This is a genomic window from Anabaena sp. PCC 7938, assembly GCF_049315035.1.
GTDB lineage: Bacteria > Cyanobacteriota > Cyanobacteriia > Cyanobacteriales > Nostocaceae > Anabaena > Anabaena cylindrica.
The window spans coordinates 1,591,489-1,606,535 of the sequence record NZ_CP186034.1 but is presented as its reverse complement, the minus strand read 5'-3'; the positions used below and the strand labels follow the sequence as shown (position 1 = coordinate 1,606,535).

Here is a 15,047-nt window from a genome sequence, read left to right as displayed (position 1 = left end):
AATCCAAATTAACCTTGCATTATTGAAAATATTTGTTATATTAGTTTACATAAGGCAATAAAGCTTAGTAAACCCAGCTTGGAGTGCGAACCATGACTAACGCAACAAAAACTATTACTTCTATACCTGAAGACCGCAATGGCTGGCGTTGGGGATTTACCCCACAAGCAGAAATTTGGAATGGTCGCTTGGCGATGATCGGCTTTTTATCAGCCGCTTTAATTGAAATTTTCTCTGGTCAAGGTTTCCTGCATTTCTGGGGTATCCTGTAAGCCTCGAGATTCAAAATTATTTGTAAAATCAAAAAACCTGGTAGTTTTAATTAACTACCAGGCTATTTATTTTTTGCGTTCTTGGTTATTTGTCTCCAGTTAAAAAGCCAGTGACCAATGACTACCGAATATATTCCTTGAGAACGCTGTTACGGTTGGGGTGACGTAACTTGCGGAGTGCCTTCGCTTCAATCTGGCGAATTCGTTCGCGGGTAACGTTGAAAATCTGGCCGATTTCTTCCAGGGTTTTCATCCGTCCGTCATCCAAGCCGTAACGTAGTCTCAAAACATCGCGTTCACGGGGGCTGAGACTATCGAGGACTTTTTCTAAGTCTTCACGAAGAAGATTTTTAGAAACTTGATCTTCTGGTGTTTCTCCGTCAGATTCAATAAAATCCCCCAAACGAGAGTCTTCTTCTTTCCCAATAGGTGTTTCTAAAGAAATCGGTAACTGGGCTGATTTGGCGATAAACCGCAGTTTCTCGATGGTCATTTCCATGCGAGTTGCAATTTCTTCTTCGGTGGGTTTGCGACCCATTTCTTGAGATAGTAGCTTGGTTGTTTTCTTGATCCGTGATATGGTTTCATAGAGATGAACCGGTAGACGGATAGTGCGAGATTGATCAGCGATCGCTCTAGTAATTGCCTGACGAATCCACCATGTAGCGTAGGTAGAAAACTTATAACCTTTTTCGTGGTCGAACTTTTCTGCTGCGCGAATCAAACCAAGACTACCTTCCTGAATCAAGTCTTGGAAAGACAAGCCACGATTCATGTATTTTTTGGCGATTGAGACGACAAGGCGCAAGTTTGATTGCACCATTTTATCTTTAGCCCTACGACCAACGTGTAGTCGATAACGGAAAGTTGGTAGAGGTAATTCTACGGCTTCAGCCCATTCTTTAAATTGCGGTTCACGCTCTAGCTGATCTTGCAGGCGATCGCGCACTCTTTCCAATTCTAGGAGATCCGCGATTTTCCGTGCTAGTTCAATTTCTTCGTCTGCCCGTAATAGACGAATACGACCGATCTCTTGCAGGTAAAGGCGAATCGAATCTTCGGTGTAATGCTTTTTCTTAGCTGTTGGTGTCCGACGACGCGATTTAGCGGCTTTTCCAGACTTTGCGTCGTCCTCATCAGACTGAGGCTCTAAAAAATCATCAATTTCGCCGTCATCGGTAATGAGTAAGTCCTCTTCTTCATCCTCTATCAATAAGAGTTCCTCTTCGATCTCAGGCGGATTTATCATTTCTAGGTCAGGCCGATATATGCTATCGAGTACGTTGTTAGCCTGGTTCATGCCGCGTTCCTCATGCTCCTTGCAGAATCAATTACTCAAGATGTGGTTACTGCTCTTTTGATCGAGCTAATTGCTTACCAAAAATAGGTTTTTGAGTGATTTCCCTATATTTCGGGTATTATTGCCTCTTTGGGAGGCAGGCTTCTTACTTTCAGTAGCAACTATCACTTTTAGGCGATTGGCTTTTTTGAAAGTAAAATTTATCGCTGTCGCCGTTGTACACAACTTCTGGTTGACTGGTCTAAAACCAGAGGCACCTTAATCAAGAAATTCACCACTTCAGACATACTATAGATATGACTGCTGGCAGATCCACCTGTCAAGACTGTTCCGATTGTAGCCTGTTTCACAGAAATTGCACTCTTTTTGTGTATTAATCATGAACTCATTGAGCAAGGGGAAGCCACTTTTATCAAAAAGACATTAAAAACGGTAGTCACACCATTAAATCTTGTCTAAAACTTTTTGGTTTTGCAGTGGCATTCTCATTAGATTAAAAGGTAGGCACTCTTGCTCCTGGAAGATTCTAGATTTTAAGCACAACAATAGTTTTATAGCAACAGGACATTGCGTATGAACTCAAATTAGTAGTATTAATGCACCCATGTTGACAAGTCATTCATAAATTACTTATTTGAGAAAGCGAAGCTGGACTGATCTAGTATTCGTGAAGTGGTTGTGCTTGCTTCCAAACACTGAACCTTGTATATGCTATGCCAATAACCTGGACTAAGGAGTTAGGTTTGTAGCAGAATAAGCCGATTGAGAGATGAATTTAGATTTTACTCATTTCGGTCTTATTAACACATTAGCGCAATGCTGAGATTTCAGCCCTATGCAACTTGACAAACTGTTCTTATTGTATCCAAGGATATTTTAATCAGTCGAGAAATAATTTGTCATCGAAAATACTAAATCGTCTTTCTGACTTGAAAATGGGCTATGGCCTAAACCATGCGGCCATATCAGGAGTACTACTTCGTGATGGCTTTATGCCTAGAGTAGTGCCTTCTGGGGAGGATGGTCGCTTATATTAAGAAAGGGAATAGGAAATTTGCTGTTATTCCTGCAACTCCTAAATAAATCCTTTTTTCAGGCGCTATTGGTGTATGCAGTTAATGATCGATCACGTATGAAAAAGTGCATCAAAAACAGGTAAGACATTATTTTTTACCATAACCTTAATATGACGATATTGGCAAATAAATATGCATTTGGCTCGTAGTTGTCCAATTTTGCGAAGAATTAAGTGGGAATTATAGAGAGAATTTTCGGCTCGACCTCTGTTGTAAAAAAGTCATGGGTAATAGGTTTGCACCTAATTACCCATGATAAATGTTCAACTGATCTCGATTGTCTGTTAGATATCTAAATCGGTGAGGTTAAGTTTAGAACCATAGGTTTCAATGAATTCCCGACGTGGTGCGACTCTATCGCCCATTAAAATGGTGAAGATCCGATCAGCTTCGGCTGCGTCTTCAATTTCAACTTGCTTGAGGGTGCGACTTTCTGGGTTCATAGTGGTTTCCCATAGTTGTTGGGGCATCATTTCTCCCAAACCTTTGAACCGTTGGATGTTATAGTTGGCGTTGGCTGGGAAAGTGGCGATATGCTGTTGTAATTCGCGATCGCTATAACAATATCTTGGCTCACTACGTCCCCGTTCTAATTTATACAGTGGGGGACAGGCAATGTAGATGAAACCATTTTCAATCAGCGCCCGTTGATAACGATAGAAAAAAGTCAACAGCAATGTGCGGATGTGCGCTCCATCTACATCAGCATCAGTATTGTGGGCGCATAAGCCACCAGTGCCACAGACAAAGTTTTCGTCATCCTCAACAGAGAAATCATAAACATAGTCGCCGACTAATTCTATCTCCTCTGCACGAATCACCCGCAACCCCATTAAATCATCACTGATCTGTATGTAATCTTGGGCTTTGCGAATTGGACTTGCTAATAATGCTTCCAGTTTATGAGCATTACCATGACGCTGCCAAATTTGGCGACATTGAGATATTTGCTCTTTGCCACATATCCTAATGCTGTAATAGGGGTGGCGTGTTTGAATTGAGGCATCAGGATGAGTTGAGGGCTGATGTTCGCTACTAGCAGCAATCAAACCCATTTGTCCTAACAGGTATAGTAATCCGTCTTTTAACTCTGGTGAGTTAGTTGTAAATGACAAATGACTACCACCTGTTGTCCCATCACCGAGGAAATAACCCTCAACAAAAGCCATTTGCAGGTGTTCAGGGAGACTGAAGAGTAGATCAGGCAGTTGTTTCTGATGTGCTAATTTAGCTAAACCATAAGCTTGTAGCAATCTAGCAGCAGCAACACTGTGGAAGTAGAGTTTAATGCCATCACTCTCAGGATCATGATATTGGCGTGGTGTTTCGCCAAAAACTGACTCGATAGCTGCTATCAGTTCTGGGATAAAACGCTGATCTTTTGTGCCTAAATTGAGGCTAACTTGATGCTGACTCAGTGTGCCTTCGGCAACATACCAACCCAAGAACCACATTAACTCACGGGTAATTGGCAGATAACGTCCAAAAGCCTTATTACTATGTGCTTGGGGAACAAGTTGGACATCATCACCTAATTGGGCAATTTCTAGGGATGTAAACTCATCCAAAGGCTTGTAGTTGCTAATTTCCCGCCATTTAGCATTTTTACTGCTGTCGTCTTGAGTCAGCAATTCATCTATTTTGGATGGTAACTGCTCATAGGTAATGTTGTCATTCCAGCCAATAGCTTCAACGTAACTGAGGAATTGGGACAAAATTGGGCGATTAATTCCTCTCTCCCAATGACTGATAGTAATAGGTTGTTTTACCCCACAGACGCTGGCTACCTTTTTCTGGCTAACTCCGGCTGTTTGTCGGGCTTTGATCAGTTGTTTCCATGCTTGTGAGTCAAGCAAAATCCGGGGTTCACTCAATAAGTCTGGACGTTCTACTTTGGCTAACAAACGCTGACTAGCAACCCGACGCACATCTTCACCTTGGAGGTAAAGTGACTTCGTTAACTCAGCATTATAGAAAGTCTCTAGTAAGTCTATGCGTGTGGGGCTGGTAGAGGGACGAGGAAGACGACGACTAGCGACTAATGTATCTCCTGGTTTGACTTCGTTACCTTTTTTGAGAATCACCTGTCCGTTTTCCCAAACAAAGACACTGTGAGAAGATGTGACTTTGACAGAGCGATTGTAACGGGTGGTTAGCTTGTACATCGCTTCCTCATGTCCGTGACGAATGACGGCTTTGAGGGGACGGAAGCGGGTGGCGTGGGTTTTTTGGTCAAAACAGATGACTTGGTATTCTTTGACGTTACGTCGCCCTTCTGCACAGTCATCAATAAACCGCCCAATGTGGACAAATTCTGTTTTTCCCGAATTGTCCATGACTAAAGTTGGTTCATCACCAGCAACACTCATGATCACGATGCGGTGATAACGCAGTTGGGAAGCGTCGAATTCATCACCTTTAACGCCTAAACCCAAGGCGGTAATCAGTGCTTGAATTTCGTTGTTTTTATAAATTTTGGCATCGTCAGTTTTTTCAATGTTAAGAATTTTACCACGTAGAGGCAGGATTGCTTGGGTACGGCGATCGCGTCCTTGTTTGGCGCTTCCACCCGCTGAATCGCCTTCTACGATGTAAATTTCCGATTCTGAAGGGTCACGACTACTGCAATCTGCTAATTTACCAGGTAGTGGTGAAGATTCTAGCACCGATTTCCGCCGCACCAACTCCCGCGCATGACGGGCTGCTTCTGCGGCTTTAAATGCTTGAATAGCTTTATCTAAAATAGAATCGGCAATAGCGGGGTGAAATTCTAGATACTCTGTCAGGACTTCTCCCACAAAAGAATCGACGATACCGCGAACTTCGGTGTTACCAAGTTTAGTTTTAGTTTGTCCTTCAAATTCGGGATCTGGGACTTTAACAGAAATGACTGCGGTCAAACCTTCGCGGACGTGTTCACCACTAAGATTAGATTCATGTTCTTTAATTTTATTCCGCTTGCGAGCGATCGCATTTAAAGTCCGAGTTAGAACTGCTTTTAAACCTTCTAGGTGCGTACCACCATCAATAGTGCGAATATTATTAGCAAAACCTAGAACATTATCTGTGTAAGCATCAGTACACCATTGTAATGAAACTTCTACTTGAACATTATTCCGTTCCCCTTGTACATAGATAATTTCTTCATGTAAGGGCTGCTTTTCCCGGTTCATGTAGGCGATATACTCTTTAATACCACCTTTGTATTCGTAAACCTCTATCTTTGGTGTATCGCTTTTGAGGAGTTCGAGACGATGATCGGTGAAAATAATTTTGACACCAGCATTCAAATACGCCAACTCGCGCAAGCGACCTGATAAAGTAATGTAATCAAATTCAATGCTAGTAGTAAAGATTTGTGTATCTGGCTTGAAAGTGATCGAAGTTCCAGTTCTGGCTTCTTTGTAAGGCTTTACTTGCAGTTCAGTAACCGGAAAACTCCGTTCATATCGCTGAAGATGCTCCTTATTATCTCGCCAAACCGTAACTTCCACAAATTCAGACAGGGCGTTAACAACCGAAATACCAACCCCGTGTAAACCTCCAGAAACCTTGTAGCCACCACCGCCAAACTTACCTCCAGCGTGGAGTACAGTTAATACTGTTTCTAAAGCCGATTTCCCGGTTTTTGGGTGAATATCGACGGGAATACCCCGACCATCATCTGTTACAGTCACGGAACCATCAGCGTTGATATCTACCTCAACATGGGTACAGTGACCTGCTAAAGCTTCGTCAACAGAGTTGTCCACCACCTCGTAAACTAGATGATGGAGTCCTCGCGGCCCTGTAGTACCGATGTACATCCCTGGTCGTTTGCGGACGGCTTCCAGACCTTCCAGAACTTGAATCTGATCGGCACTGTAACTGCTCGTCATGAAAATTCTCCTGATACTTGGGGTTGAACTTAGCCTTTAGGCCAAAAAAGTCAAATCACCCCAAAATTATAACACAAAAGCCTTGCTGCCGTCTGTAGCGCAATTTAATGAGAAGTTTATATAAGGATAGCAACCCTTTATCAATTAAAAATTTAAAAATAAAAATAATCACTGCATAATGACTAAATTAATTGTAATTTGTGGCGCTACAGCAACGGGTAAATCTGGTTTGGCTTTAAGTTTAGCTCGGCGGTTGGGTTCAGTAATTGTGAGCGCCGATTCCCGTCAAGTATACCGCGAGTTTGACATTGGTACAGCTAAACCGACTGTAGAGGAACAGAAGTTAGTACCACATTATCTGGTTGATATCTGTGAGCCAACTGAAATTATGACATTAGCAGATTATCAGGAACAAGTACAAAATTTAATTGCTAATTTGGGTGTTTCCCCATTGTTGTTGGTTGGTGGAACTGGTTTGTACATACGTTCTATTGTCCAGGGGATGAAAATTCCCAGGGTATCACCACAACCAGAATTGCGATCGCAATTAGAATCACTTGGACAATATCAACTTTACCCGATGTTGCAACAAGTTGATGCGATTGCCGCCCAAAAAATTCACGCTAACGACTTGGTGAGGACTTTGAGAGCATTGGAAGTATATTATGTTACTGGGATTCCCATTTCAGAACAGCAGGGGAAAAACCCACCCAAATATCCGATTTTGCAAATTTGTTTAGATTGTGATGCGGAACGTTTAGATTTAAGAATTAGTAGACGTACTGAACAAATGATCGTAGATGGTTTAGTTTCTGAAGTTGAATATTTATCTCAAAAATATGGTGCTGATTTACCTTTGTTGAATACTTTGGGATATCAAGAAATCAAGCAATATTTAGCTGGGGAAGTTACTTTAGATGAAGCTACAGAATTAATTGCTTTACATACAAGACAATTCGCAAAGCGTCAACGAACTTGGTTTAGACAATCTTCTAATTTGGAATATTTTGATATGGATAATCCTGATTTATTAGAACTGGTTTGGGAGAGAATCAAGGAGTTTGTCTGAATCAGGATATCCTGATTCAGACAAATGATATTTTGGGATGATTGAATAATCAATCATTAGAAATCCTGAAAATCCTGAAAAATCAAGTTCAAATAAACAAACTAGGAGAAACCTTAAAATATTCTCCCAATGCTTTAGCTTGCGCTTTACTAATAGAACGTTTACCATTTACAACTTCAGAAACCACACCGCTACTAGAACCAAGAATACGTACTAAGTCAGCTTGACGAATTCCGCTGGATTCCATGAGATGTTGTAATATTTCATGAGGTGTAGATTCATCCATTGGATAATTTTCTTCCTCATAATCTTCAATTAGTTTGACAAGCAATTTGTCCAAAGCTCGCTCCTCTGGAGTAAGATTCTTTTTAAAAGTTAGAAATTCTGCAACTTTTAAAAGACGTTCATACTCTTCCTCTGTTTCAATTACTTGAGGAGCGATTTCTGCTAGTAATTGACTATAACTTTTATTATCAAAAGTAATCGTCATTTTTCCATTTCTCTTTATTGTATTCCGCGTGAGTTAGCAAGTATTTGTAATAAACCTTTTTAGTTTCATAATTAATCCCAACAATTAAACGGTAATCATTACCTTTGATATTAAAAACAGTAAAATTACCAACAGCTTCAGCATCTCGGTAAATTTTACGCACATCCTCTAAATTTTGCCATTCTGCCTTTTTAACAATTTCATACCAGCTATCAATTTGTTTTTTGATATTGGGATACTTAGCTGTTTCTTCGCGGAGGTTGCGAATGGAAATAAGGTGCATAGATTTTGGGGATACTTTTTGGCTGACATCTTGCACCTTCTCAAGAAGCAGGTGGTGGGTAATGCCCACCCTACGAAATCATAAGGGTTTCGGTCTTCAATTTTTGCAATAAGAGCGTGGTGCAAGATATAAGTTGCGTGATTTATTGACATACCAGTTTTTGCCGTTTGTTTTGATTACTTTATTCTCTCAAAATGAGAGTAAAATGTCAAGAGTGAATTTAGGACTTATGCAAAATCTCTCTAAACCCTCTTACCTTCGCGCCCTTCGCGTCTTCGCGGTTCAATTCTCTTTTATTTCTTGACAACCAACCGATATCAAGGTATAATCCATATCGAATAGAAGGGGAGTAGCTGCTGGCAAAAAAGCTAGTACATCTGAGTCAACATACTGGCGATGAGCCTGGTTCGGATGGCGAATAATAAAATATTTGAAAGCGAGACCTTCACTGAGTTCACAACAAACAGTTGTGTGAGCTTCAGTGAGGTCATTAAACACTCATTAGAAGCTCCACACAGGTAAAAAATCCTTCAGGAGCATGAGAGAGTGTTAACAGCATTTACGGCAGGTTTAGTTTTAATTACCATTTCCGAATTAGGTGATAAAACATTTTTTATAGCTGTGATTTTATCAATGCAGCACTCACGACGATTGGTGTTCGTTGGTGTGACAGCAGCTTTAGCAGCCATGACTGTTTTATCAGTGATATTTGGACAATTGCTGTCTGCTTTAACACAAGGCTCAAAAATTTATGTTCATTATGCGGGAATAGTTTTATTTATTGCCTTTGGCTTAAAACTGCTTTACGATGCTTGGAAAATGCCTGCTAAAGCTGAAGAAGAAGTCATAGAAGAAGCAAAAGAAGCAGTAGAAAATGCACATTTAGACGTTCAGCAAAAAAGCATTTGGACAATTTTATTGAAGTCGTTCGTATTGACATTTATAGCAGAGTGGGGCGATCGCACACAATTTGCCACAATTGCCCTAGCTGCTAGTAACAACGCCATTGGTGTGACAGCGGGAGCAATATTAGGACACGCCATTTGTGCAGTGATCGCAGTTATCGGTGGTAAATTAATTGCAGGTAAAATTTCCGAACGACAAATAACCTTCATAGGCGGCTTTCTGTTTATTATCTTCGGTATCGTCGCCGCCATAGAAGGAAGTTGAAGTGATAGGAGTCAGGAGTCAGGAGTCAGAAGTCAGAAGTCAGGAGTCAGGAGTCAGGAGTCAGGAGTTAGAAGAAAGATAAATACTTTCTTTCATCTTCTCCACCTCCTTTATGGACTGGGTGTGGTTTCTGGTGATGGTGTAGTTTCTGGTGATGGTGTAGGAGAAACGGCCGGAGTCGGAGTAGGTATTGCAGCTGCCTTATTGATTTCATCTTTATACTCAGCAGGTGCTAAAGCAGTGGCATTTTCAAACAAAGGTTTGGCCTCATCAACCTTACCCTGATCCTTTAGCAACATAGCCTTAGCCAACACAGGACGAAAATCCTTGGGATCTTTTTTGATTGCTTGATCGTATACAGAAATAGCTTGAGATTCATTTTTCTGGAAAGCATACACACTACCCAAAAGCACCTGTACAGCAACCACATCAACACTTTCCGGCTGAATTGTATTTGCTTGGGCAGCATTAGATAGAGTTTCTTGTAGCAAGCCAATAGCTGCTTCAGGACGTTTCTCACTAATTTGCAAATTTACCATTCCTTGCAAAGCTTTGAGATCACCTGGTTTTGTTGCTAAGATTGAGCGATAACTTTGGGCGGCTCCTTCCTTATCACCGATTTGTTGCTTTGCTTGCGCCAGCAATACCCCGTACTCTGACTGTTGTGGATTCAATTTAGCCAACTTCTCTAAAGGGTCAATTACCGCTTGAATATCAGCTGGTTTAACCTCACCTTTACCTTTTTGACTGAGCAATTGTAGCCTTGCTTCTACAAGCCCTTTCAGTGCAGTTTGATTTTCTGGTTCCTTTTGCAAAACTAGTTCATAACCCCGAACTGCATCTGCTAATTGTGACTTTTGGTCAGATAAAGGAGAACTGGTGGGGTTGCTAGTAGTATTTTGGCCTGTCTGCTGGGGATCATTCAAGGCTCCAATTATGGGTAAGAGGGAAACCCCAACAAAAGCTACAACTGCTATAACTAAAACAACCTGAACTATCCACCGATTACGTGGTTGAGACACAATATTTTCCTTCTGGTGAATTTTAACGACATTAACATTTACACAAATCGCAAAGTTAAATTTTTCCAAAACTTTGCGGAATACGGTCATTTGACTGTGAATTTTATAACAAATAACTATCTACACTGCTAAAGTAAGTGATGACTTTAGGAGGAGCATTCAGAATTGTAGCTATGCTATGCTTCCGAAACTAGTGTAAAGGCGCTAAATTACACATTTAGTCTCTAAATGCCAAATTTCGCGCCTTTCTGTTCGCACAGGGCGCTCTAGAATGGCTAGATTAAAAGGAAATATACTTTATATCAGCCATACAAACGCTCTTTCCAGCTACTTTTGTAAAATCCCATAATTGGGATGTGTCTCCGCCGCAAGGAGTTTTTATGAATTCCGACCTGATGCCGTCTCCTGAATCTTCCAATTCTACCGCCTCCAAAGAGGCTCCGACTAAAATTGACGCAACTGCTAATGTTCAAACAACAGAAGCTAATGCGTCAAAACCTGATCATGGGCCCGTTAACTCTAGTGAAACTGATGGAAATGGGCATTTAGCCAATCGGCTACAACCAATTCCACCTCCTAGTGAGCCAATGCAGTATCGAGCAATTGGCTTAGTCCGAGGTCGTTACCATGCCAGTAGTGAACAATTTACTCAAGGAACATTGCTAACTGCTGATGGTGTAGAACTCAATGCCGTCCTCTTAGGTCGGATTATGAGTTTAGTCAAAAATCACTTAGACCTAGAAAAAGAGCATTTGTGGGTAGTTTATCCCCGCACTAGACAAGAAAACGACTCTCTGCACATCCAAATTGTGGGGGTTTGGGAGCCAGAAAATCTGGCTAAAAATTCCTCAGACGAGGATGGGCAAGATTTGAGTTCGCACGTCTTAGAGAGGCCAGAAAATGGTTTAGGAAAGAAATCTGCCCGCCCTACTTCTGGTAAAGGAGAAATTTCTGAACCACCAAAAGCCTCATCAGAACTTCCTGATGGTGATTTTTCCGTGCGTGGTGAGGTAGTTTTCCAATCTTTTGACGATAGGAGTTTGGTCGTCAAGATTAAGCAGGCTCCACGGAAACCAACTGACAAAGCTAAGTATTTTAAGTTGAAATTACGGGGTGTGCTGACTACCAAAGCTGTGGGTAAGTTTTGGGATTTCAAAGTCAAACGAGAAGCTGATGTATTAGTAATTGACAATGCGGAAGCGATCGCTGATTTACCCAAAAAACGTAAACCACCATTTAGAGGAGGCCCTCGTGGTAGTGGTGGCCCTGGTAGAAGACCATTCCCTCCCAGACGTAATGGAGAAACTCCACGTCCTATCAAGAAAACAGGCGGTGATCCCGCAGCTGTATCTAAACCTGTACCAAAACCCCCTGCTCCTAAGCCAGTCAAAAAGGCTAAACCAACTGAGGATAATTCGTAATTCGTAATTCGTAATTCGTAATTAAAAATTCAATTACGAATTACGAATTAGTAATTATTTAAAAGTCAGTCCAACGGTCTTGGGGTAAAAAAGCTCGATCCATTGGTATGGGGGAAACTGGCTCTGTGAGGGTAAATGTGCCGGCTTCTATCCACTGTTTCAACTCTAGAGCAACTTGTCGTGAGAGAAACATACTGGCTAGAGGTGCAACTCGCACCGCTTTACCCTCAATGGTGATTTTTCCCGATTTGAGTTGAGCGTAACTGACTAAACCAAAAGTGGGACGGACGCGACGGGGAATAGAAAAATCTACTATTGGTGCTACTAAATCTTTATCTCTGACAGCGCAGTGTTCAATTACTGTTTCGTTCAAAACTGGAAGTGGTACACCTACTCCCAACATTAAAGAAGGCCCGTAACTTTTGAAGTAACAGCCCCGCACCCAACGCGCATCCATTTGTTTAGCATCACCAATTAAGGCTAAGGTTGCCGATGGGCCAATGGGTGTGTGATTGGCTAAACGTTTTTGCAAAGGGAAGTGTTGTGTACCTTCCCAAGCCACATAACCAATACCACCACCTAAGAATATTCTTGTCCCAATCCCCACCAGTTGTAAATCGGGATCATTGAGTAGGGGGGAAATTGCACCAGGGTTTGAGTACACCGCATTCCCTAAACGTGGTTGGAGGGGACCCAAATAAGTGTGAAGTGGGCGATCGCCTCCATTGACTCCCACGATAAAATTTTGATAAAGATTGCGCGGATTAAATAAATAAAACTGATTGATAGTGTCACGGGTAACACTGGTTTCAAATGTTGCTCTAGGGTAACAATCAGTAACTTGACCTAATGCTCTTACTTGTACGGGTTTACCTGCTATTAAGTCTTCGATTACATGACCACCACCACGTTCTCGAAGTTCTTCCCCGTCAATGGTTTCCACACCACAACTAGCACCCAAGTATAAATCTACTGCGCCAAAACCAGAATATGCTGGTACTCCATCTAACCAGCAACGCCGAATTTTGATTGGTGGATCAGTGTGTCCCAGGTTAATAATTGCACCGCTTGACTCCATTGGTTCAAAGGTGCCGGTGGTAATTACATCAACTTCTTTAGCAGCTTTGGTGACACCGATTTCTGCTACTCGTGTTTTTAATTCTTCAACCGTCCACACTACGGCGCATTTCCGGTTGATTTTTTCGTTAATTTCCGCAATCGTTCGCATTTTTAATCAAGCGGATTGACATTTTAATTATCGGCTGATATTGCAGTATATGTTCTTCTGGGATTCCTTGGAGAGCGATCGCATCGCAACCACCGTTATTCCTCTGAATGCGTAAGTTCGGATCTCGTACGTATTCAGGATAGAGAATACAAAAGTCAGGAGAATAAAGCTTTTTTAATCAACATTGATGATTTTGAGAAAATCTCACTTCTATCTATTCTTCATTTCATGAGCATTCTGACTCCTGACTCCTGACTCCTTACCGGATCTCTAAAATTATGGCTGATTCCAAACAAGCAGAACTTTGATTAAATACTGTGTCAAAGTAAAAGCATCAACACCTAATTCTGTCCTTTCTGCTGCTGCTAAAATTCCCGCTTGAGAATGCCACCAAGCCGCAGTTGCAACAACATCTTCAATAGTAGTTTGTTGATTTGCGATTTGTGCCAATAGTCCACCCATTAACCCAGTCAAGACATCACCGCTACCACCACGGGCTAAAGCTGGTGTACTTTCAGAATTGATCCAAACGACACCTTGGGGATTAGATATAGCTGTTCTTGCCCCTTTTAATAGTATTACAGCCCCAGTTTGCTCGGCTGATGTCTGCACTGCATTCACTCTGTTGGTGTAGGGAAGATCGGGAAATAAGCGATGAAATTCACCTGTATGGGGTGTGAGTACGGTTGCGGCTTGACGTTGTTGTAAAGTGGGGATGGTTCCTAATTGTGCCAAGATGTTTAAAGCATCAGCATCGAGAATTAAAGGAACTGGACTAGCAATTACTTGTTGTACTATCGGCATGGCATCTTTAGTTAAGCCAGGGCCGCAAGCGATCGCACTAAATGAACTCAAATCAGTATTGTCTGGTAATTGTAACTGAGCGATCGCACCCGTTTCCGTTTCTGGACAACCGATGATTAAAGCTTCGGGCAAATGGGAAACCAACAAAGGTTTAATAGATTCAGGTACAGCAATAGATAACATCCCTACACCAGAAGCACGCGCACCCAAACCAGTTAAAATTGCTCCCCCCGCGTACCGTCTTGAACCACAAATTAATAATAAATGTCCTTCTTTATATTTGTGTGTAACTGGGGGACGGGGTAAAGGTAAAGTTGCAAGTGCCGTTTTTGCAGTAATGCGTTTTACTTTAATTACATCTCCCAAAACAGCATGGATATCGGCTAGGGGAATATCAAAATCTATTAATTCAGCTTTGCCAATATGTGCTAATGCTTGGTCTTGCAACAAACCTTGTTTCCATAAACCCAAGCAAAAGGTATGATTTGCCCGAATTGCAGTTCCTAAAATTTCACCTGTATCTGTATGTAAACCTGAAGGTAAATCAATACTAAAAATCGGCTGATTCCATTCATTAAAATGATTAATTGCCGAAGCGATGGGTTCGGTAATTTCTCTTTCTAAACCAAAACCAAATAACCCATCAATTAAAAAATCACAACTTGGTAATTCTTCAAGTTTTTGATAACAAGGAATTCCCAAACTTTGAGCATATTGAAAATGTTGAGAAGTTAATTCTTTGAGTTTAGTAAAAGGCTGATAAATCCAAACTTGATCACCACGGAAATGTAATTCACGAGCTACAACTAAAGCATCACAACCATTATGACCAGGCCCGACTAAAATTCCTACACGCTGTCCTTGGGGAATCATAGCCTGTAAGCGATCGCTAATCAATCTCGCTACTTTTTCCATTAAAGCTGCCACAGGCATACCAGCGGCAAATATCCGCCCTTCAATATCCCGCATTTGGGCAGCAGTAACGATAACTTGTTCTTTAGTCATTGGAACAGGGAATAGGGAATAGAGAACAG

12 protein-coding genes and 1 pseudogene are annotated in these 15,047 nt (G+C 41.5%); 4 read left to right on the top strand and 9 right to left on the bottom strand.

What is annotated here, in order from left to right; genetic code table 11:
- The first annotated feature begins 92 nt into the window (after positions 1-92).
- Positions 93-272, top strand: coding sequence for a chlorophyll a/b-binding protein (locus ACOWPH_RS07465; RefSeq protein ID WP_015214790.1), 180 nt, complete (start codon positions 93-95; stop codon positions 270-272).
- A gap of 121 nt (positions 273-393) precedes the next feature.
- Here the strand turns inward: ACOWPH_RS07465 and rpoD are convergent, their stop codons facing one another.
- The 4 genes and pseudogenes from rpoD to ACOWPH_RS07445 form a co-directional block, all read right to left on the bottom strand.
- Entirely contained in the window at positions 394-1,572 is a 1,179-nt protein-coding gene (rpoD, locus tag ACOWPH_RS07460) for an RNA polymerase sigma factor RpoD (protein WP_015214789.1), read from the bottom strand.
- Between the two features lie 200 nt (positions 1,573-1,772).
- Positions 1,773-1,922, bottom strand: a complete 150-nt coding sequence (locus ACOWPH_RS07455; RefSeq protein WP_250855250.1) for a hypothetical protein — start codon at positions 1,920-1,922, stop codon at positions 1,773-1,775.
- A 1,010-nt stretch (positions 1,923-2,932) separates the two neighbouring features.
- Complete coding sequence (locus tag ACOWPH_RS07450) at positions 2,933-4,984, bottom strand: LAGLIDADG family homing endonuclease (RefSeq protein WP_422665739.1); 2,052 nt, start codon at positions 4,982-4,984, stop codon at positions 2,933-2,935.
- A gap of 21 nt (positions 4,985-5,005) precedes the next feature.
- Positions 5,006-6,526, bottom strand: a pseudogene (locus tag ACOWPH_RS07445) (DNA gyrase subunit B); the annotation flags it as partial.
- A 178-nt stretch (positions 6,527-6,704) separates the two neighbouring features.
- Here ACOWPH_RS07445 and miaA point away from each other — a divergent pair.
- Complete coding sequence (gene miaA, locus ACOWPH_RS07440; RefSeq protein WP_015214787.1) at positions 6,705-7,595, top strand: tRNA (adenosine(37)-N6)-dimethylallyltransferase MiaA; 891 nt, start codon at positions 6,705-6,707, stop codon at positions 7,593-7,595.
- A gap of 88 nt (positions 7,596-7,683) precedes the next feature.
- Here the strand turns inward: miaA and ACOWPH_RS07435 are convergent, their stop codons facing one another.
- Together ACOWPH_RS07435 and ACOWPH_RS07430 are read right to left on the bottom strand one after the other, a co-directional pair.
- The gene (locus ACOWPH_RS07435; protein ID WP_015214786.1) at positions 7,684-8,085 is read right to left on the bottom strand and encodes a helix-turn-helix domain-containing protein; all 402 of its coding nucleotides are present in this window, start codon (positions 8,083-8,085) and stop codon (positions 7,684-7,686) included.
- Complete coding sequence (locus tag ACOWPH_RS07430; protein WP_015214785.1) at positions 8,069-8,368, bottom strand: type II toxin-antitoxin system HigB family toxin; 300 nt, start codon at positions 8,366-8,368, stop codon at positions 8,069-8,071. Before ACOWPH_RS07430 ends, ACOWPH_RS07435 begins: the two co-directional genes overlap by 17 nt.
- 546 nt (positions 8,369-8,914) lie before the next feature.
- Here ACOWPH_RS07430 and ACOWPH_RS07425 point away from each other — a divergent pair.
- Positions 8,915-9,538, top strand: a complete 624-nt coding sequence (locus tag ACOWPH_RS07425; RefSeq protein ID WP_015214784.1) for a TMEM165/GDT1 family protein — start codon at positions 8,915-8,917, stop codon at positions 9,536-9,538.
- Between the two features lie 110 nt (positions 9,539-9,648).
- Here ACOWPH_RS07425 and ACOWPH_RS07420 read toward each other — a convergent pair whose 3' ends face one another.
- Positions 9,649-10,560 carry a tetratricopeptide repeat protein gene (locus tag ACOWPH_RS07420; protein WP_042465988.1) on the bottom strand — a complete coding sequence of 304 codons (912 nt, stop codon included), beginning with the start codon at positions 10,558-10,560 and terminating at the stop codon, positions 9,649-9,651.
- Positions 10,561-10,940: 380 nt separating this feature from the next.
- Here ACOWPH_RS07420 and ACOWPH_RS07415 point away from each other — a divergent pair, with 380 nt between their 5' ends.
- Positions 10,941-11,981: a hypothetical protein gene (locus tag ACOWPH_RS07415; protein WP_015214782.1), complete on the top strand. Its 1,041-nt coding sequence runs from the start codon at positions 10,941-10,943 to the stop codon at positions 11,979-11,981.
- A 58-nt stretch (positions 11,982-12,039) separates the two neighbouring features.
- Here the strand turns inward: ACOWPH_RS07415 and ACOWPH_RS07410 are convergent, their stop codons facing one another.
- Positions 12,040-13,209 (bottom strand): homocysteine biosynthesis protein, encoded by a 1,170-nt coding sequence (locus ACOWPH_RS07410; protein WP_015214781.1) that lies wholly within the window; start codon positions 13,207-13,209, stop codon positions 12,040-12,042.
- Between the two features lie 276 nt (positions 13,210-13,485).
- The gene (locus ACOWPH_RS07405) at positions 13,486-15,018 is read right to left on the bottom strand and encodes a bifunctional ADP-dependent NAD(P)H-hydrate dehydratase/NAD(P)H-hydrate epimerase (protein WP_015214780.1); all 1,533 of its coding nucleotides are present in this window, start codon (positions 15,016-15,018) and stop codon (positions 13,486-13,488) included.
- Positions 15,019-15,047 lie beyond the last annotated feature (29 nt).

Coding starts and splice junctions, on each gene's coding strand:
- ACOWPH_RS07430 (WP_015214785.1), bottom strand. CDS start 8,368: ATGCACCTTATTTCCATTCGCAACCTCCGCGAAGAAACAGCTAAGTAT.
- ACOWPH_RS07450 (WP_422665739.1), bottom strand. CDS start 4,984: ATGGACAATTCGGGAAAAACAGAATTTGTCCACATTGGGCGGTTTATT.
- miaA (WP_015214787.1), top strand. CDS start 6,705: ATGACTAAATTAATTGTAATTTGTGGCGCTACAGCAACGGGTAAATCT.
- ACOWPH_RS07415 (WP_015214782.1), top strand. CDS start 10,941: ATGAATTCCGACCTGATGCCGTCTCCTGAATCTTCCAATTCTACCGCC.
- ACOWPH_RS07405 (WP_015214780.1), bottom strand. CDS start 15,018: ATGACTAAAGAACAAGTTATCGTTACTGCTGCCCAAATGCGGGATATT.
- ACOWPH_RS07410 (WP_015214781.1), bottom strand. CDS start 13,209: ATGCGAACGATTGCGGAAATTAACGAAAAAATCAACCGGAAATGCGCC.
- rpoD (WP_015214789.1), bottom strand. CDS start 1,572: ATGAACCAGGCTAACAACGTACTCGATAGCATATATCGGCCTGACCTA.
- ACOWPH_RS07435 (WP_015214786.1), bottom strand. CDS start 8,085: ATGACGATTACTTTTGATAATAAAAGTTATAGTCAATTACTAGCAGAA.
- ACOWPH_RS07465 (WP_015214790.1), top strand. CDS start 93: ATGACTAACGCAACAAAAACTATTACTTCTATACCTGAAGACCGCAAT.